General features: G+C 63.7%; 19 protein-coding genes. 9 read left to right on the top strand and 10 right to left on the bottom strand.

The annotated features are described in order from the left end of the window. The first annotated feature begins 34 nt into the window (after positions 1–34). Entirely contained in the window at positions 35–208 is a 174-nt protein-coding gene (locus JQ587_RS10755) for a DUF1328 domain-containing protein (protein ID WP_212425268.1), read from the top strand. Positions 209–307: 99 nt separating this feature from the next. Here the strand turns inward: JQ587_RS10755 and JQ587_RS10750 are convergent, their stop codons facing one another. Continuing rightward, positions 308–667: a DUF427 domain-containing protein gene (locus JQ587_RS10750; protein WP_212425267.1), complete on the bottom strand. Its 360-nt coding sequence runs from the start codon at positions 665–667 to the stop codon at positions 308–310. A 193-nt stretch (positions 668–860) separates the two neighbouring features. Here JQ587_RS10750 and JQ587_RS10745 point away from each other — a divergent pair, with 193 nt between their 5' ends. Together JQ587_RS10745 and JQ587_RS10740 are read left to right on the top strand one after the other, a co-directional pair. Next, positions 861–1,097, top strand: a complete 237-nt coding sequence (locus JQ587_RS10745; protein ID WP_015685068.1) for a BolA family protein — start codon at positions 861–863, stop codon at positions 1,095–1,097. A gap of 23 nt (positions 1,098–1,120) precedes the next feature. Beyond that, positions 1,121–2,314 carry a low temperature requirement protein A gene (locus JQ587_RS10740; protein WP_212425341.1) on the top strand — a complete coding sequence of 398 codons (1,194 nt, stop codon included), beginning with the start codon at positions 1,121–1,123 and terminating at the stop codon, positions 2,312–2,314. Positions 2,315–2,327: 13 nt separating this feature from the next. Here the strand turns inward: JQ587_RS10740 and egtD are convergent, their stop codons facing one another. Beyond that, positions 2,328–3,299, bottom strand: coding sequence for an L-histidine N(alpha)-methyltransferase (gene egtD, locus JQ587_RS10735; RefSeq protein ID WP_212425266.1), 972 nt, complete (start codon positions 3,297–3,299; stop codon positions 2,328–2,330). Between the two features lie 59 nt (positions 3,300–3,358). Beyond that, a complete protein-coding gene (gene egtB / locus JQ587_RS10730; RefSeq protein ID WP_212425340.1) occupies positions 3,359–4,657 on the bottom strand; it encodes an ergothioneine biosynthesis protein EgtB in 1,299 nt (432 codons plus the stop codon). 240 nt (positions 4,658–4,897) lie between these two features. On the opposite strand from egtB, the gene grxD reads away from it, so the two are divergent. The 4 genes from grxD to JQ587_RS10710 are packed head-to-tail and all read left to right on the top strand — an operon-like array spanning position 4,898 to position 8,376. After that, positions 4,898–5,224: a Grx4 family monothiol glutaredoxin gene (gene grxD, locus JQ587_RS10725; protein WP_128926634.1), complete on the top strand. Its 327-nt coding sequence runs from the start codon at positions 4,898–4,900 to the stop codon at positions 5,222–5,224. A 3-nt stretch (positions 5,225–5,227) separates the two neighbouring features. Beyond that, a complete protein-coding gene (locus tag JQ587_RS10720; protein WP_212425265.1) occupies positions 5,228–5,779 on the top strand; it encodes an O-acetyl-ADP-ribose deacetylase in 552 nt (183 codons plus the stop codon). 46 nt (positions 5,780–5,825) lie between these two features. Further along, positions 5,826–7,112 carry a serine hydrolase domain-containing protein gene (locus tag JQ587_RS10715; protein ID WP_212425264.1) on the top strand — a complete coding sequence of 429 codons (1,287 nt, stop codon included), beginning with the start codon at positions 5,826–5,828 and terminating at the stop codon, positions 7,110–7,112. Between the two features lies 1 nt (position 7,113). Then, entirely contained in the window at positions 7,114–8,376 is a 1,263-nt protein-coding gene (locus JQ587_RS10710; RefSeq protein ID WP_212425263.1) for a serine hydrolase domain-containing protein, read from the top strand. Between the two features lie 62 nt (positions 8,377–8,438). On the opposite strand, the gene JQ587_RS10705 is transcribed toward JQ587_RS10710, so the two are convergent. From JQ587_RS10705 to murI, 5 genes are all read right to left on the bottom strand, one after another. Next, the gene (locus JQ587_RS10705; RefSeq protein WP_212425262.1) at positions 8,439–9,506 is read right to left on the bottom strand and encodes a threonine aldolase family protein; all 1,068 of its coding nucleotides are present in this window, start codon (positions 9,504–9,506) and stop codon (positions 8,439–8,441) included. A gap of 88 nt (positions 9,507–9,594) precedes the next feature. Continuing rightward, positions 9,595–10,212, bottom strand: coding sequence for a 30S ribosomal protein S4 (gene rpsD, locus JQ587_RS10700; RefSeq protein ID WP_212303024.1), 618 nt, complete (start codon positions 10,210–10,212; stop codon positions 9,595–9,597). 302 nt (positions 10,213–10,514) lie between these two features. Next, positions 10,515–11,282, bottom strand: coding sequence for an acyltransferase (locus tag JQ587_RS10695; protein WP_212425261.1), 768 nt, complete (start codon positions 11,280–11,282; stop codon positions 10,515–10,517). Positions 11,283–11,541: 259 nt separating this feature from the next. Continuing rightward, complete coding sequence (locus JQ587_RS10690; protein WP_212303026.1) at positions 11,542–12,315, bottom strand: HpcH/HpaI aldolase family protein; 774 nt, start codon at positions 12,313–12,315, stop codon at positions 11,542–11,544. A 62-nt stretch (positions 12,316–12,377) separates the two neighbouring features. After that, positions 12,378–13,175: a glutamate racemase gene (murI, locus tag JQ587_RS10685; RefSeq protein WP_212303027.1), complete on the bottom strand. Its 798-nt coding sequence runs from the start codon at positions 13,173–13,175 to the stop codon at positions 12,378–12,380. Positions 13,176–13,345: 170 nt separating this feature from the next. On the opposite strand from murI, the gene JQ587_RS10680 reads away from it, so the two are divergent. Together JQ587_RS10680 and JQ587_RS10675 are read left to right on the top strand one after the other, a co-directional pair. Continuing rightward, positions 13,346–13,888, top strand: coding sequence for a cytochrome b (locus tag JQ587_RS10680; protein ID WP_212425260.1), 543 nt, complete (start codon positions 13,346–13,348; stop codon positions 13,886–13,888). A gap of 40 nt (positions 13,889–13,928) precedes the next feature. After that, positions 13,929–14,570 carry a glutathione S-transferase family protein gene (locus JQ587_RS10675; RefSeq protein ID WP_212425339.1) on the top strand — a complete coding sequence of 214 codons (642 nt, stop codon included), beginning with the start codon at positions 13,929–13,931 and terminating at the stop codon, positions 14,568–14,570. A gap of 7 nt (positions 14,571–14,577) precedes the next feature. On the opposite strand, the gene JQ587_RS10670 is transcribed toward JQ587_RS10675, so the two are convergent. Both JQ587_RS10670 and JQ587_RS10665 read right to left on the bottom strand, forming a co-directional pair. Next, the gene (locus JQ587_RS10670) at positions 14,578–15,384 is read right to left on the bottom strand and encodes a Crp/Fnr family transcriptional regulator (protein ID WP_212303029.1); all 807 of its coding nucleotides are present in this window, start codon (positions 15,382–15,384) and stop codon (positions 14,578–14,580) included. A 260-nt stretch (positions 15,385–15,644) separates the two neighbouring features. Then, on the bottom strand, positions 15,645–16,727 hold the full coding sequence (locus JQ587_RS10665) for a SecDF P1 head subdomain-containing protein (RefSeq protein ID WP_212425259.1): 1,083 nt from the start codon (positions 16,725–16,727) through the stop codon (positions 15,645–15,647). Between the last annotated feature and the right edge of the window lie 27 nt (positions 16,728–16,754).

Here is a 16,754-nt window from a genome sequence, read left to right as displayed (position 1 = left end):
CCGGCCGCGGCGGCCGATACCAGCGGAGCTGGCGATGACGATCTTGAAGTGGGCACTGATCTTTCTGCTGGTCTCGATCGTGGCCGGTGTGCTCGGCTTCACCGGGATCTCGGCGGCCTCCGCCGATATCGCCCGCTTTCTGTTCTACGTCTTCCTCGTGATCTTCCTGGTGCTGCTGATCCTCGGGCTCACGATCTTCAGAGCGTAACCTGATAAGTCATTCCGGGGCGGTCCGCAGGACCGAGCCCGGAATCTCTGGATTCCGGGTCTGGTCCTTCGGACCATCCCGGAATGACGTCGACTCCAACTATCCCACCTCCTCGATTTTCACCTTGTCCGGATAAAAAGCGAGGTGCCCGGTGATCTCTGTCATCGCGGGGAAGGGCGTCTCGTAGGTCCAGATCGCGTTGTCGAGCGTCTTGCCGTTGGCCTTGATGCTGTAATAGCTGGCGTCTCCCTTGTAGGGGCAATGGGTGGTGCGGTCGGTGCGCTCCAGCAACGCCATGTTGGCGTCCTCCCGCGGCACATATTGCACCGCCGGATATTTGGCCTCTTTCAGCGTCAGCGCCTTGGTACTCTCGGCAATCACGATATCGCCCGCCGTGACGCGGACGCGCCGAGGGTTTTGGGTGATCGTGATGGGGTGGTCGGGACCTGGAAGCTTCATGATTTCACGCCTTTTCGATCATTCTGCCGCGCGCGGCACTTTGTCGTGCCTTTATCCGGATGGGATCAGGGATATAGTGCCGGAAAGCGTGACGTAGAAGGCCGTTCACGCTAAGTTTGGCCGTGCCGGTGAGGGGACCCCGGCAAGCGATTCGACGACGAGGCTTAGAGCCGACACAAGGAGCAAGACCCGAATGCCCATGGACGCCCACGATATCGAGGCGATGATCAAGGCGGCGATCCCCGATGCCGAGGTGACCATCCGTGACCTCGCCGGCGATGGCGATCACTATGCCGCGACCGTGATCTCGGAATCCTTCCGCGGCAAATCCCGCGTCCAGCAGCACCAGATCGTCTATCGGTCCCTGCAAGGACAGATGGGCGGGGTGCTACACGCGTTGGCGCTGCAAACCGGGGTACCTGGCACCTGACCTGATCGCACGACGGGGTGATGATGGCTGCGGACAATCAGCGCGGCGCGATGTTTCGCGTGATCGTGCCGAACCAACCCAGCCGCGTCACCAATGCCGAGCTGTTCTTCGACCTCGTCTTCGTCTTCGCCGTCACGCAGATTTCGCACACGCTGCTGCACCACTTCACGCCGCTCGGCGCGGTCGAGGTCGCGCTGCTGTTTCTCGCCGTGTGGTGGGTGTGGGTCTACACCGCCTGGGTCACCAACTGGCTCAACCCCGAGCTGACGCCGGTCCGCATCCTGATCTTCCTGATGATGCTGGGCGGCCTCGTGCTGTCGACGACGATTCCGAGCGCGTTCGACGGCCGTGGCCTCTGGTTTGCGATCGCCTATGCGGTGATGCAGGTCGGGCGGACCGCCTTCTGGCTGCTCGCGACCCCGCGTCATCGCACCGCCGTGCGGCACAACGCGATCCGCATTCTGGTCTGGCTGTGCTGCTCGGCGGTGCTCTGGATCCTCGGCGGTCTGGCCCATGGCGAGGAGCGGCTGTGGTTCTGGATCGCTGCGCTCGCGATCGAATACGTCTCGCCCGCGGTGCGCTTCTGGGTGCCGAAGCTGGGCTTCTCGTCGGTTGAAGCCTGGGCCGTCGAGGGCGGACACATGGCCGAGCGCTGCGCCGGCTTCATCATCATCGCGCTCGGCGAGGCCGTCGTCGTCAACGGCGCGACCTTCGCCGAGCTGGATTGGACTGCGGAGAACATCCTGGCCTTCGTCGCGGCCCTGGTCGGCAGCATCGCGATGTGGTGGGTCTATTTCCACAAGGGCGCCGAGGCCGGCTCCGAGTTGATCTCGAAGAGCGCCGAATCCGGCCGGCTGGCGCGGCTCGCCTACACCTATCTGCACATGCCGATCGTCGCCGGCATCATCCTGACCGCTGTCTCGGACGAGCTGGTGCTGAAACATCCGACCGGACATTCCGACGTCCGCACCATCGTCAGCACGATCGGTGGTCCCCTGGTGTTTCTGGTCGGCACCATCCTGTTCAAGCACTCGATCCGCGGCTTCCTCCAGCTCTCCCACGGCATCGGCATCATCCTGCTGCTGGCGCTGTGGTGGTTCGCCGCCGACCTCTCGCCGCTGTGGCTGTCGGTCGCGACCAGCGTGATCATGATCGTCGTCGCGGTGTGGGAGTCGGTGTCGCTAGGGTCGAAGCCGGAAGAGGCCGGGGAGCGCTGAGACGCCGGAGCTTTTACTCCACCGCCTCCAGCGCGTGCACCGAGAACATCTCGGCTGCGTCCGTCCAGCTCTCGCGCACGCGCCAGCCCGCGCCTTGCGCCAGCGCGGCAAAGCGCTCGAGGCTGTATTTGTAGCTGTTCTCGGTGTGGATGCTCTCGCCCGGCTTGAACGTGAAGCTGGTGCCGAGCAGGCGCACGGTCTGGCTCTTCCGGCTGATCAGGTGCATCTCGATGCGGTGCCGTGCGTGATTGTAGATCGCGCGATGGGTGAAGGCGGAGAGGTCGAAATTGCCGCCGAGCTCGCGGTTGATACGCACCAGCACATTGAGGTTGAACCGTGCGGTGACGCCGGCTGCATCGTTGTAGGCGGCGTGGAGCAGGCGCTCCTCTTTCTCCAGGTCGGCGCCGATGATCATCTGCGCGCCCCGGCCGAGGATTTGGCGGGCGCTCGTCAGGAAGGCCTGCGCTTCATGCGGTTCGAAATTGCCGATGGTCGAGCCCGGGAAGAAGCCGACCTTGGGCATGGACGCAACCGCCTTGGGCAGCTCGAACGGCGTGGTGAAGTCGGCCGCCACCGGATAGATGCCGAGCGCGGGATAGTCGCGCTTCAGCCCGCTCGCCTGCGCCCTCAGGAAGTCGCCGGAGATGTCTACGGGAACATAGGCCGCGAACTTGCAATGGTTCAGCAGCAGACGAACCTTCGTGGTCGCGCCGGCGCCAAACTCGACCAGCGCCGCATGCTCCGGAATGATCTTCGCGATCTCGCTGCCGCGCTCCTTCAGGATCGCAAGCTCGGTACGGGTCGGATAATATTCCGGCAGGCGCGTGATCGCCTCGAACAGCTCCGAGCCGGTCGCGTCATAGAAGTATTTCGGCGACAGCTTTTTCGGCTGCTGCGAGAGGTCTTCGATGGCCTCGCGGGCGAAGGCGGTGGTCTGCTCGTCGGGGAGATGGGCTTCGGCCAAAGCGCTGGCGTGCACATTCATGGTACTCTCCTGAACGCGCTGTCCGGCGCGCGGTTGTCGTCGGATGAGACTTCAAGACTTCAGACGTAATCGGCGAGCCGCAGCCCCGTGAATTGCCAGCGGTGGTGCGGATAGAAGAAGTTGCGATATGTGACGCGGCTGTGACCATCAGGTGTCGCCAGCGAGGAGCCGCGCAGCACCAGCTGGTTGACCATGAACTTGCCGTTGTACTCGCCGAGCGCGCCTTCGACGGCGCGGTAACCGGGGTAGGGGGAATACGAGCTGCGCGTCCACTGCCAGACGATGCCGAAGGCGTCGTTGACCTGGCCAGCGCGTGCGGCGACCTCCCACTCCATCTCGGTCGGCAGGTGCCTTCCGGCCCAGCGCGCGAACGCATCGGCTTCGTAATAGCTGACATGACAGACGGGCGCGTCGGGATCGACCGGCTTGAGGCCGGCAAGCGTCATCACCTGCCATCCGCCATCGACCTCGCGCCAATGGCCAGGCGCCTGCCAATCTTCCTTGCCGGCCGCGGCGAAGCCGTCCATCAGCCACAGCGTCGCGGTCCGGTAACCGCCGTCGCGCATGAAGGCGAGCCACTCACCGTTGGTCACGAGGTTGCGGGCGATCTTGACCGGGCCGACGAGCGCGCGATGTGCGGGCTTCTCGTTGTCGAAATGAAAGCTGTCATCGACGTGACCGACGGTGTGGATGCCCTCGTTCAGCGTCATCCAATCGTCGCCGGTGCGTGTCGCGGCCGGAAATCGCCAATCCGTGTCGTAAGCCGGATAGACCGGGTTCTGCGCGAAGGCGTGCAGGATGTCGGTGTACATCAATTCCTGATGCTGCTGCTCGTGGTTCAGCCCGACCTCGATCAGCGGGGCGATCTTGCGCAGCTTGTCCTCGCCGGTCTCGCGGAAGAATTTGACGACGGCCGCATCGACATAGCTGCGATAGGCGCCGACTTCGCTGGCGCTGGGCCGGGTGATGTCGCCGCGATGATTGCGGGCGTGGCGGGGGCCGGCACTGACGTAATAGGAATTGAACAGGAACGCGAAATCGGGGTGGAAGGACAGGTAGCCAGGCGCGTGCTCGCCGAGCAAGAATTGCTCCCAGAACCAGGTGGTATGCGCCCGATGCCATTTCGCTGGGCTCGCATCCGGCATGGACTGGATCTGCTGGTCCTCGGGCGACAGCGGCGCAGCCCGGCGCTCGGTCTCGTTGCGGACGGCGAGAAAGGCGATCTCGAGCCGCTGGGCGAGGCTACCCTGGTCGGGGGAGGGTGACGAAAGCGGCGGACTGGCCGTAGCGGAGGCTTGTTTCGTCACGTTTTTCTCCAGACAGGACAAGAGAACGTTGTTGGCGAGACCCGGTTCCAAAACCAAGGTTCGTCCTAGATAGGGGCTCCGTTACGGTATGAAAGTCCTCCCCGGTGATGATATTCGTGCCATCATGCAATGAGCCCAAGGCCGTCCCGTTCCGCCGGTCCGGGCCTGTTCGCCGCCATTTTACTTTGGATGCACAACGGTTTGGGCTACATATATAGACAGGTATCGGGTTAAATCGGTTGAGCCGGCCCGAGGATAATGTTGAGGGCTCTGCCCCAGAAGGACACGGATATGAGCATCGCGGAATTCATCGACAATGAAGTGAAGTCGAACGACGTGGTTCTGTTCATGAAGGGTACCCCGCAATTTCCGCAGTGCGGTTTCTCGGGCCAGGTCGTCCAAATCCTCGACCACGTCGGCGTCGGCTATAAGGGCCTCAACGTTCTCGAATCCGCCGAACTCCGCAACGGCATCAAGGAATATTCGAACTGGCCGACCATCCCCCAGCTCTACGTGAAGGGTGAGTTCATCGGCGGCTGCGACATCGTCCGCGAGATGTTCCAGGCCGGCGAATTGCAGCAGCTCTTCTCCGAGAAGGGCGTTGTCGTCGCGGCCTGATCCGTGACGGTGCTGACGCGCCACATCGGCGGCGTCCAGCTCGACGTCATTGTCGCCGACATCACCACGCTGAGCGTTGACGCTATCGTCAATGCCGCAAATTCGTCTCTCCTTGGTGGAGGCGGCGTCGATGGCGCGATCCACGACGCTGCTGGTCCCGAGTTGCTCGCTGAGTGCCAGACACTCGGGGGATGCCCTACCGGCGATGCAAAGATCACGAACGGTTACTTGCTGCCCGCGCGTCATGTGATCCATGCGGTCGGCCCTGTCTGGTATGGCGGCAGCCGCGGAGAGGCCGAAGCGCTCAGTTCCTGCTATCGCCGTGCGCTTGAGTTATGCCAGGCCAATGAGCTGAACTCGCTGGCGTTCTCCGCGATCTCGACAGGCGTTTATCGCTTTCCGGCCGATCAGGCCGCGAAGATTGCAGTCCATGCGACCATCGACGCCCTGCCGACGGCTGCTTCGGTCGGCCACGTCATATTCTGCTGTTTCTCGGGGGCAAGCGCCGCCCTCCACACGGACGTCTTGGCGCGCTACGGCAGCCCTTGTGCCTGATGGTACCGTCAGTACACTCCGGCCGGCCTTGTTCCGGGGAGGGGATATGATTTTGCGATCTGGACTGCGAGCGCTCGTCTGTGGCGCGCTTGTCTCGTTTGGCACGATGTCGCTCGCGCGCGCGGAGGGCACCTACGAGATTCCGGCCGGCGCGCATTTCAATCCGGACAAGCTCGCGAAGATCAGCGAGTTCTTCAAGAACGAGGTCGCGACGGGCAAGATCGCCGGCGCCACCGTGCTGATCAAGCAGCACGGCAAGCCGGTCTATCACGAAGCCTTCGGCGTGCAGGATGTGGTCAGCAAGGCGCCGATCACCGACAAAACGATCTTCCGCCTGTTCTCGATGAGCAAGGCGATCACGTCCGTCGCCGCGATGCAGTTGGTCGAGGATGGCAAGATCAAGCTGGACGATCCCGTCTCCAAATACATTGCATCCTTCGCAAACGTGAAGGTCGGCGTCGAGAAGAAGGCAGACGACGGCACCAAGTCGCTCGAGCTGGTGCCGCCGAACCGGCCGATGACGGTAAAAGATCTGATGACGCACACCTCGGGCGTCACTTATGGCTTCTATGGCGACAGCCTGGTCCGCAAAGCTTATCGCGACGCCAATGTCTATGCCGGCGATTTCGATCTCGCCGAGTTCGCCGAGCGCATCGCAAAGCTGCCGCTGCACAATCAGCCGGGCGCACTGTGGCAATACGGCCATTCCACCGACATCCTGGCGCGCGTCATGGAAGTCGCCGCTGGCAAGCCGCTGATCGATATCGAGCGGGAGAAGCTGCTCGGCCCGCTCGGCATGGTCGATACCGGCTTCTTCGTCACGGATCCCGAGAAGCAGAAGCTGCTGGCGCAGCCGGTGCCGAACGACAGTGATTTTCGCGTCGGCCGGATCAACGATCCGACGGTCGTCAAGAAGATCCAGTTCGCCAGCGGCGGCATGGTGACGACTATGGCCGATTATGAGCGCTTTGCGCAGATGCTGCTCAACGGCGGCAGTCTCGACGGCAAAACGATCCTCAAGCCCGAGACGTTCAAGTTGATGGTGACCGATCAGATCGGCCCGACTTCGGGCGTGGATCGCGACTATTTCTATTTCCCCGGCGACGGCTTCGGTTTCGGCCTCGGACTTGCGGTCCGCACCGATCCCGGCAACGCCAAGCCGCCGCCGCCCGGCGATCTCGGTGAACTGAAATGGGATGGCGCCTCCGGCTGCTATTTCGTGATCGACCCCAAGCAGGACATGTTTTTTGTGCTGCTGGAGCAGACACCGACCGAGCGCCAGCGGGTGCAACGGACATTGAAGCAGTTGATTTATGAGGCCATGGAGAATTGAGATGTTCGGGCGCCGCGCGCTGATCGCGGCGCTCTTTCTTCTGTGCGGCGTCGCCGGTGCGAAGGCGGGCTCTGAGAGCCGCGCGCATGAGTTTGCGCCCCAGGGTCTGGCAAGAGTCTCCGAGTACATCAGGAACGAGATCGCAACGGGCAAAATTCCCGGCGCGATCCTCTTGCTGCAGCAGCACGGCAAGCCGGTCTATTACGAGAATTTCGGCGTCCGCGACGTCGCGACCGAAATTTCGATGAGCGCAGACACGATCTTCCGGCTCTATTCGATGTCGAAGCCGATCACCTCTGTCCTGGCGATGATGCTGGTTGAGGAGGACAGGCTCGCCATCCACGATCCCGTCTCGAAGTACATTCCGGCCTTTGCCGGCATGAAGGTCGGCGTCGAGAAGAAGGCCGGGGACAACAAGCTCTCGCTGGAGCTCGAGCCGCTCAACCGTCCGGTGACGATCGAGGATTTGATGCGCCACACCGCCGGAATCCCCTACGGCTATTATGGCGGGGATATCGTGAACAAGGTCTATGCCGACGCCGATCTGTTCGACAGCGATGCTTTGACCAATGCCGAACTCGTCGCGAAGATCACTGCGCTGCCGCTCGCCGAACAGCCCGGCACGATCTGGGACTACGGCCTCTCCACCGACGTGCTCGGCCGCATCATCGAGGTGATATCGGGGAAATCGCTGCTGCAGTTCGCGAAGGAGCGGCTGCTAGATCCACTCGGGATGATGGACACCGCGTTCTATGTCGCCGATCCCGCCAAATGGCCGCGCATCGCCGAGCCGATGCCGCAGGATCGCGCGATCAGCCCGATGACGCAGGTTCGCGATCCCAGGAAACCTCTGAGGTGGGAGTCGGGCGGCAGTGGCCTCGTCGGCACCATCGGCGACTATGCGCGCTTCTCACAGATGCTGCTCAATGGCGGCACCTACGAAGGCCGGCGTTATCTCAAGCCGGAGACCATCGCCCTGATGGCATCGGATCATGTCGGTCCCGAAACCCACGTCGTGCGCGACAAAAACTTTTACCCGGGCGAGAGCTCCGGCTACGGGCTCGGCGTCGCCGTGCGCACCTCAGTGCCGCCAGGTACCTCGTGGCCGCTTGGCGAATATCGCTGGGACGGCGTCGGCGGCACCTTCTTCTTCATCGATCCCGAAGACGATCTGTTCGGGATTTTCATGATGCAGACCCCGTCGCAGCGCGGCCGGATCCAACTCGCACTGAAGACGCTGATCTATCAGGCGATGGGGCGGTAGATTCTCGTTTTGACGCGTTTTCTTTACGCGAACCGGTATCCACTTCGCTCGCAACGCTTTGATTAAGCCCCGCGCACGATCTCCCTGACGTATCCGATCGTCTCCTCGACCTGGCTCGTATTGACGTCGAGATGGGTGCAGGCGCGGATGCGGCCGTCCATCATCGCGAGTGTCACGCCGCGCCGGCGCAGGGCGGCGACCATCTTGTCGCCGGCAACGCCGGCGCCGTCGGGCTTGAAGAACACGAGATTGGTCTCGGGCTCTTGCACCTCGATGCCTGCGATCTGCGACAGTCCGCGGGCGAGCGCGCGCGCATTGGCGTGGTCGTCGGCGAGGCGGTCGACGTGGTGGTCGAGCGCGTAGATGCAGGCGGCCGCGCAGATGCCGGCCTGCCGCATCGAGCCGCCGAGGCGCTGCTTCCACTGCCAGACCGCGTCGATGAAGGCACGGCTGCCCGCGAGCACGCCGCCGATCGGCGCGCCCAGGCCCTTGGAGAAGTCGATCCAGGCCGAATCCCAGCCTGCGGTCATGTCGCGCGGCGAGATGCCGCTTGCCACGGTCGCGTTCAGCAGGCGCGCGCCGTCCATGTGGGTGACGAGGCCATGTTGCTTGGCGATCGCGACAATCTCGTCGAGCGCCGCCTTCTTCCAGATCGTGCCGCCGCCGATATTGGCGGTCTGCTCGACGCTGACGACCGTCTGCGGCGGCTGATAGCGTGTGCGGGGATGCAGAGCCTTGCGAAACGTCTCCGGCGTGAACTGGCCGTCCGGGCCCTTGAGCTGCATCACCTGAAAGCCGCCGATTGCGGCATGCGCACCGCCTTCGCGGGCGATGATGTGCGCGGTCTCGTGCGCCAAGATCTCGTCGCCGGGACGGCAATGCACCAGCGTCGCGGTGACGTTGCACATCGTTCCCGAGGGCATGTAGACCGCAGCCTCCTTGCCCATCAGATCGGCGACGCGCTCGCACAGCGCATTCACGGTCGGATCGTCACCGACTTGCTCGTCACCAACTTCGGCCCGCGCCATCGCTTCGCGCATCGCAGCCGTCGGCTTGGTCTGCGTGTCCGAGAGCAGATTGATGCGCACCGGCGGCGCCTTGGGATCAATCGGGGGAGGGGTGTAGAGCATGCGACGGCTCCTAAAGCAGTGCGGCCACTGAAGTGTGGCTCTTAAGCAAAAAGGCCCCGGCGAACCGGGGCCTTTTCATATTCAGATCTTAGCGCGAATAGAATTCGACGACCAGATGGGGCTCCATCTGCACCGGGAACGGCACGTCGGAGAGGCCGGGGATGCGTACGTACTTGGCGGTCATCTTGCCGTGGTCGACTTCGAGATAGTCAGGGGTGTCGCGCTCGGGGAGCTGGCTCGCTTCGAGAACGTGGGCGAGTTGCTTGGAGGCTTCCTTCACCTCGATCACGTCGCCGACCTTGATCTGGTAGCTCGAGATGTTGACCTTGCGGCCGTTCACCTTGATGTGGCCGTGGTTGATGAACTGGCGGGCGGCGAAAATCGTCGAGACGAACTTGGCGCGGTACACGACCGCGTCGAGACGACGCTCGAGCAGGCCGATCAGGTTCTCGCCGGTGTCACCCTTGAGGCGGCTGGCCTCGACATAGATGCCGTGGAACTGGCGCTCGCTGATGTTGGCGTAGTAGCCCTTCAGCTTCTGCTTGGCGCGCAGCTGCACGCCGAAGTCGGAGAGCTTGCCCTTGCGGCGCTGGCCGTGCTGGCCCGGGCCGTACTCGCGGCGGTTCACGGGGCTCTTCGGGCGGCCCCAGATGTTCTGGCCCATACGGCGATCGATCTTGTACTTCGCCTCACTGCGCTTAGTCATCGCGTCCTCTTCAGGTACATGGTTATGAGGAAACGCGCCCTCCTGTGTGACGGGATGATCCCGGCACCGACAGGTCCGATCCCCAAAGCTTAAGGGAGAGGACCACGGGTCGCGAAACGCTTCGCGGGCCGAAATCGGCCCGCGAGCAGGCGGCTTTTAGGGGAGTTTGGGGTTCGCTGTCAATGCGAGACGGTCGTTCCGGGGCGCGCGAAGGGCGAACTCATGGTGCGCTATTTCGCACCTGGGAACCTTGAGATCCCGGGTTTGGTGCTCGCACACCGCCCGGGGTGACCGCTGCGCGGTTAAGACCCGACAGCCCGGATCGGCTTGGGGTCGGCGGCCCGTAATTCGGTAGCGATTTCAGTGTTTAGGACCTGTTCCAGGCGGGTCAGGACCCGGGCAATGGGGGCGGCATCGGTCACCCGGTGATCCCAGCGGATCACGACGTGGATGGTCTGATCGGGTCCGACCACCCCATAGCTGACGATGAAAGGCCCGGGCGTGATGGGGTGGAGCTCGCCGCCGCCGTAGGCCGCCACCGAGCTCACGGCGAAGCTGCCGAACCAATTTCCGCGCTGGCGGCCGAAATTCGTGCCGATCGCCCAGGACATGCGCCGTAGCGGCAGGGGTAGGCGGGTCGCCCGCATGATCTTACGGAACATCGGGACGTCATCGATCGGCGCGGACTTGGCGTGCCGGATTTCGGCATCGACCGCTGCCAATGCCATGGTCTCCGGGGCCGCGATTCGCTGCGGCATCACGCATTCCTCGCCGTCCTCGACCCGGGCGATGGCGACCAGCGCCACGCTCTTTGGAAGCTCGTAGAGCGATGGCCAGGGCCATTTGGCATAGACCGTGCGCAGGACCGGCTCGTCCCTTGCGACCAGGGCGAAAGCCTTGACGAACATGGCTGCCCAGCCGGCCGGCGTCATCGCGCCCGCACGAGCGTCCAGCAAGGGGCGGATATTGAGTGAACGGGACAGCGAAACGAACGGCACGTCCATCGACGCGCGCATGAGGTCGCAAATCAGGCGACGCGGCAGCGAAATGGTCTTGGGCGTCCCGCGCATCGCTCTTTCAGTTCCCGCGGATGAAAATATGGGCAGCGAGCAGGTTCCTGCTCGCGCCTGCTCTAGCACGAACCAACCCGTTTGGGGGCGGTCGGTTCGCCGCATCAGGCCGGCGCGGAGGCCAGCGGTCTGGTCTTGTCGGTGTCTAAATCCGCAAGCATCTTCAATGGCTTGTCGTTGCGATTCCGAGCCTCCTGCGCGACGCCAGCCAGAACCTGACCGGAATCGCCGGCTTTCGGCAAGGCGGCAATCGGCCTGTTCAGCGCCTGATCCCGTCGAACGCCGCCATGATGCCGCGCTGGAACAGGGACCAGTCGAAGCCGAGCGCGATGGCACGGTAGCCGCGGTCGATCAGTTGGTTGGCCTGGTCTGCGGTGCGCGCCACGCCACCGATCGGAACGCCGCTTTTGAGAATGCCGGCCTCGGCGCGGGCAATCAGCTCCCGCAATTCCGGGTCGTCCATCTGGCCTCGCTTGTTGATGGACGTCGCAAGATCGCCGGGACCGATGACGGCAACGTCGATGCCCGGCGTCGCCATGATCTCGTCGATGCGGTCGACGGCATCGACATGCTCGATGGTGACCATGCAGATCATCTCGTCGTCGGCTGACGCCATGTAATCCGGCATCGACTGACCCCAGCGGAACGGTGCGTGGAACGGACCCCAGAGGCGGTCGCCGCGTGGCGGATAGCGCACGCTGCGCACCGCCTTCTCGGCCTCGTCGCGATTGGTGATCATCGGAAAATTGATACCAAAAGCGCCGATGTCCATCGGCGCTTTCGCAAGCCACGGCTCGTTCGCCGCGATCCGCACCAAGGGCGTGCACGGTGTGCCCGTCGTCGCCGCGATCATCGCATGCGCTTCGGTCAATCCGATCGGGCCATGCTCGAGGTCGACGATAATCCAGTCGAGCGAGCGCGCCATGATCTGCACCATCTGCACGCTTGGCATCGTCGCGATCGCGCCGAAGGCGGGGCGGCCTTCGCTCCACAATTGGCGGAGGCGATTGAGCGGCTTGGCGGGGACCGACATGGAATGACCTTGCGCGAAATGACGACTGCGCGAGCCTAGCAGCGCACTGTGCGCGCCGGAAGTCAGGCCAGCGCGCGGCCGCCGAAGAACGGCGTCAAAGCCGGGCCAAGCCCATGCACGCGGTTCGACGTGAAAATCATCTCGGCGCTTGATTGCGCGATGCCGCCGCCGCGCGAGCCGAGCAGATCCGACACGCGGCGGGCGATGGCCGGGGCGGGATCGATCCACTCGACCGGCCAGGGCGCCAGCCGCTCCAGCCGGTCGAGCAGCAGCGGATAATGGGTGCAGGCGAGCACCACGGTATCGGTGCGCGCGCCCGCGTCGGCGGCGTCGCCGACGAAGCAGGGGCTGAGCTCGGCGAGGATGTCGCCATCGCTGATCGCCTGACCGCTGAGCTCGCGCTCGGCAAGCGAGGCAAGTTCGGGCGAGCCGACCAACGTCACCTCGCATCCCAGCGCGAAATCGCGGATCAGCGCCTTGGTGTATTCGCGCTTCACCGTGCCCTTGGTGCCGAGCACCGAGACGCGGCGGGTCTTCGATCGGGCACAGGCCGGCTTGATAGCCGGCACGGTGCCGACGAAGGGCACGGAATAAGCGGCGCGCAGATGCGATAGGACCAGGGTGGAGGCGGTGTTGCAGGCAATGACGACGAGGTCCGGATCATGGGTGCCGATCAGCTCCCCCATCAGCGGCACGACGCGGGCGATGATCTCATCCTCGCTGTGATGACCGTAGGGGAAGAAGGCGTCATCGGCGACATAGGTATAGTGCGCGTCCGGGCGCGCGGCCACGACCTCACGCAGCACGGTGAGGCCGCCAAGACCGGAATCGAATACCAGGATCGTCGGGGAATTGGTCACGTCACTACCCTAGCCCGTCATGGTTACCATTCGGTTTTTGGGGCGGTTTTGCGGCGGGAGCTGCCCGTCACCAGTTTGGAGCGATTCAATTTCGCGTTTGCCGCATGTTCCCGCTATCTGCAGCCGTGCTGCGCCGCGGTTGGGACATCCGCAAATTTTCGGGAGCCGACATGATCAGAAACACGTCAACCGGCTGGGGCAGCGTCGCCCGGTGGTTTCACTGGGGCCTGGCGCTGGCGATCATCGGCATGCTCGGCTTCGGCTGGTGGATGAATCATGTCCCGGCGCGGGCCGACAAGTTCTTCTACCGCTCGATCCACGCCGACATCGGCTATGTGATCCTGCTGCTCACGGTGCTGCGTCTGGCCTGGCGCGCCATCAACCCGACGCCGGCGCTGCCGGCCCAGTCCTTGCGCTGGCAGAAGATCGCGGCCCGCCTCAGCCACGGCGCGCTCTATCTCGTGGTGATTCTGGTCGCGATGCTCGGCTGGGCCCATTCCGGCGCGCGCGCGACCAACTATTCGGACTTCTTCGGCCTGTTTCATGTGCCGCAATTCACCTCTCCGGACAAGGCAGCGGCGGACGCCTTTGGGGACCGCCACATCTTCTTTGCCTATGTGCTGCTGGCCTTGATCGTGGTCCACGTGGTTGCCGCGCTCTGGCACCACTTCGTCCGCCGCGACCGCGTGGTGGCGCGGATGGTGACGGAGTAAGATGGGTCGACTGATCCAGCTTGCCACCGCAGGAGATTCCATGCTCACCGTCCATCATCTCGGCAAATCGCAATCCGAACGCATCGTCTGGCTCTGCGAGGAGCTCGGGATTCCCTACGAGCTGAAGCGTTATGCGCGCGATGCCGTCACCATGCTGGCGCCGCCTGACTACAAGGCGCTGCATCCGATCGGGGCCGCACCGGTGATCACCGACGGCGATCTCGTGCTCGCCGAATCCGGCGCCATCGTCGACTACATCATGGCCAAATACGGCAAAGGCCGCCTGATGCTCGGCCCCGATGCCCCTGATTTCGCGCAATTCCTGTACTGGTTTCACTTCGCCAACGGCACGCTGCAAGCCGGCATGGGGCGGCTGATGATGCTGAACCGGCTCAAGCTCACCGATGACAATCCGATGCTGGTCGCGACCAGGGCGCGCGTCGACCGTGCCTTCGATCTCGTCGATGCACGCGTGCGCGACGCCGAGTATCTCGCCGGCAGCACCTTCACTACGGCCGACATCATGATGGGCTTCTCGCTCACCACGATGCGCTATTTCCAGCCCTGTGATCTCCAGCGCTGCCCGAACGTGGTCAAATATCTCGGCCGCATCGGTGCGCGAGCGGCTTATCGGCGCGCGATGGAGAAGGGCGACCCCGGCATGGCGCTGTTGTTGAGTTGAGCCGGGATCAGGCGATCTTGTTTGTGGTCGCCGCCCGTGCCGCGGCCAGCTGCTTCTGCAAGCGATCGATGTTTTGCAAGAGGCGCTGGCTGGTCAGCACCAGGAAGTAATAGCCGAACTGCGGATCCTGAAAGTAGATCTCGAGCAGCCGGTCATAGGTGATCGTCAACACCTGTCCGTCCTCGATGCATTCGATCGTTCCGGTGCGCCGGTTGTCGGGCGTCAGGAAGCCGAGCTCTCCCATGAGAGCTCCAGGCCCGATCTCGACACCGATCTCCTTGACCAGGAATTTGCCCGTGACCGTGAGCAGCATCTCCTTGGCGGGATCACCCAGCTTGAACAGCGTGTCGCCATGGCGGTATTTGCGCTCGGTCATGAACGGCTTGAGCCACTCGATCGACATGTCGCCTTCGGCCGCATGGCGCGCCTTCTTGACCAGCTTGAGCATCTGCCGCAGCCGAAGTGCGTTGATCGGAAGCAACAGCAGATACAGCAGGAACGTCGAGACGTTGGCCGACAGCGCGCCGAAAAGGGCGAAGAAGGCGCAGCCGATCATGTTGGCGACGCGCAGGGGCACCATCGTCCGCATCAGGAGGGTGGCAACGAAGAATCCGGCGCCGACCGCGGCGAACATGTTGGCCAGCGTGATGTTGTGGACGAAGATCTCCAGCAGCCGGTTGAAGATCGCATCCCAGGTGACGTTGTTGGGGTCCAGGCCCATCTGGACCAGGATCTTTGCGATCCTGAGGTTGTCCGTCGCCGCATCCAGAATGCGGTCGAGGATCGACGAAATGTCTGCGCTGCCGGACGGCATGGTACTAACCCCGCGTAAGGCCTTCAGTCCTGGTCGGTATCCGCGGCACCTATAGCCGAAATCGAATGACGACCGCTTGAAATGAATGCTCCGGTCGTCCTGCCGCAAGGGGCAAATTTTAGCCTGATCGGTGGTTTCGGCAATTGCCCGTTGGTTGTGCGCATGATCCTTTGGCGCCCTGTGATTCGGGCGGGCGCGCCGCAGGCTGACTTTGGCACCCGGACAGGGCTGACAGCGCGATCAAGGCGGCCCCGCGGGCCCTACGGCTTGGCGCCGGGCTGGACGACCTGCTGCTCGAGGAGGGTAAGGTGCCCCGGCAGGGCGCCGGCGCGCAGCAGCATGGCGACGCTGTTGGCCTCCTCGAGGCTGAAATTGCCGGAGATCTGGACCGAGCCGCTGGTGATGGGCTCACGGATCACGGGGGCGGAGATCACTCTGTCGTCGAGCACGATGGCGAAGGGTTTGCCGACATTCTCTTCGGTGACGTGGGCGAAGCGCCGCGCGCCGCGTCCGTTGAAGCGGAACTGGGCAATCGGGTCCTTGGTACCGGTCGCAAAGCCGGGCGCGGCATAGTTGATGTCCTCGCCATCGAGCGCGCTGTCCTTGGTGACCAGATAGGGCTTCTTATCCTTGAAGCCGAGCAGGACTTCCGTGCCGGAGGGTGGGGTGCCGGATTGCGCCTGCTCCGCTGACATCGAAGTATCGATCGAGCGGAAGCTGACCTTGACCTTGCGTGCGAAGATCGTGGTGATGCGCTCGGGATCCGTCACGCCCGGGAGGAAGATGCGGATGCGGTCGGTCCCGTCGGGGGCAACGCTCGCAGGCTTGACGCCGGCGTCCTTGAGACGTTGCTCGATCATGGCGGCGGCATCTTCCACGAGGTCGCGCAGCCGCGCCGCCGAGGCCGCGTCGGTCGGCGCCAACCTGACCGCTCCGTCGCTGCCGTTGGTCACGGCGAGTGCATGCGATGGCACCCCTTCCGCGTCTGATGCGAGCTTGCGTGCAAGCTGTTCGCGGCCTTTTGCGTCCGCGATCTTCAATTCGACGCCGCCCTCGCGGATCGCAAGGCCGGAGAAGGCGATATGGCCGTCGTGCAGATTCTTGTAGACGTCGTCGCGCAAATCCGTGACGACGCTCTCGCGCAAGCCTTCACTGTCCACCTTGTAGACGATGCGCGACCCACCCAGCTTTTCCATCTTGTCGCCGACGAAGGCCGCGATCTTGGCGCGCATCTTGTCGAACTGACTGTCCTCGGCGAGCGCGGCGCGCGGCAGGGCAATGGCCGACGTCATGGCCAGCGCGAGGATCAAGCGTGTGGCGCGGTCCCGCAGGGGCGTAGTCATGATCACCTCAAGTCTTGCGGCAGGGCG

The sequence above is a fragment of the Bradyrhizobium manausense genome (genome assembly GCF_018130615.1).
Classification (GTDB): Bacteria; Pseudomonadota; Alphaproteobacteria; order Rhizobiales; family Xanthobacteraceae; genus Bradyrhizobium; species Bradyrhizobium manausense_A.
Note: the sequence above shows the minus strand (reverse complement) of the source record. Positions and strands in the feature narration are given on the sequence as shown.

Coding starts and splice junctions, on each gene's coding strand:
- JQ587_RS10755 (WP_212425268.1), top strand. CDS start 35: ATGACGATCTTGAAGTGGGCACTGATCTTTCTGCTGGTCTCGATCGTG.
- JQ587_RS10750 (WP_212425267.1), bottom strand. CDS start 667: ATGAAGCTTCCAGGTCCCGACCACCCCATCACGATCACCCAAAACCCT.
- JQ587_RS10745 (WP_015685068.1), top strand. CDS start 861: ATGCCCATGGACGCCCACGATATCGAGGCGATGATCAAGGCGGCGATC.
- JQ587_RS10740 (WP_212425341.1), top strand. CDS start 1,121: ATGGCTGCGGACAATCAGCGCGGCGCGATGTTTCGCGTGATCGTGCCG.
- egtD (WP_212425266.1), bottom strand. CDS start 3,299: ATGAATGTGCACGCCAGCGCTTTGGCCGAAGCCCATCTCCCCGACGAG.
- grxD (WP_128926634.1), top strand. CDS start 4,898: ATGAGCATCGCGGAATTCATCGACAATGAAGTGAAGTCGAACGACGTG.
- JQ587_RS10715 (WP_212425264.1), top strand. CDS start 5,826: ATGATTTTGCGATCTGGACTGCGAGCGCTCGTCTGTGGCGCGCTTGTC.
- JQ587_RS10710 (WP_212425263.1), top strand. CDS start 7,114: ATGTTCGGGCGCCGCGCGCTGATCGCGGCGCTCTTTCTTCTGTGCGGC.
- JQ587_RS10705 (WP_212425262.1), bottom strand. CDS start 9,506: ATGCTCTACACCCCTCCCCCGATTGATCCCAAGGCGCCGCCGGTGCGC.
- rpsD (WP_212303024.1), bottom strand. CDS start 10,212: ATGACTAAGCGCAGTGAGGCGAAGTACAAGATCGATCGCCGTATGGGC.
- JQ587_RS10695 (WP_212425261.1), bottom strand. CDS start 11,282: ATGCGCGGGACGCCCAAGACCATTTCGCTGCCGCGTCGCCTGATTTGC.
- JQ587_RS10690 (WP_212303026.1), bottom strand. CDS start 12,315: ATGTCGGTCCCCGCCAAGCCGCTCAATCGCCTCCGCCAATTGTGGAGC.
- JQ587_RS10680 (WP_212425260.1), top strand. CDS start 13,346: ATGATCAGAAACACGTCAACCGGCTGGGGCAGCGTCGCCCGGTGGTTT.
- JQ587_RS10675 (WP_212425339.1), top strand. CDS start 13,929: ATGCTCACCGTCCATCATCTCGGCAAATCGCAATCCGAACGCATCGTC.
- JQ587_RS10670 (WP_212303029.1), bottom strand. CDS start 15,384: ATGCCGTCCGGCAGCGCAGACATTTCGTCGATCCTCGACCGCATTCTG.
- JQ587_RS10665 (WP_212425259.1), bottom strand. CDS start 16,727: ATGACTACGCCCCTGCGGGACCGCGCCACACGCTTGATCCTCGCGCTG.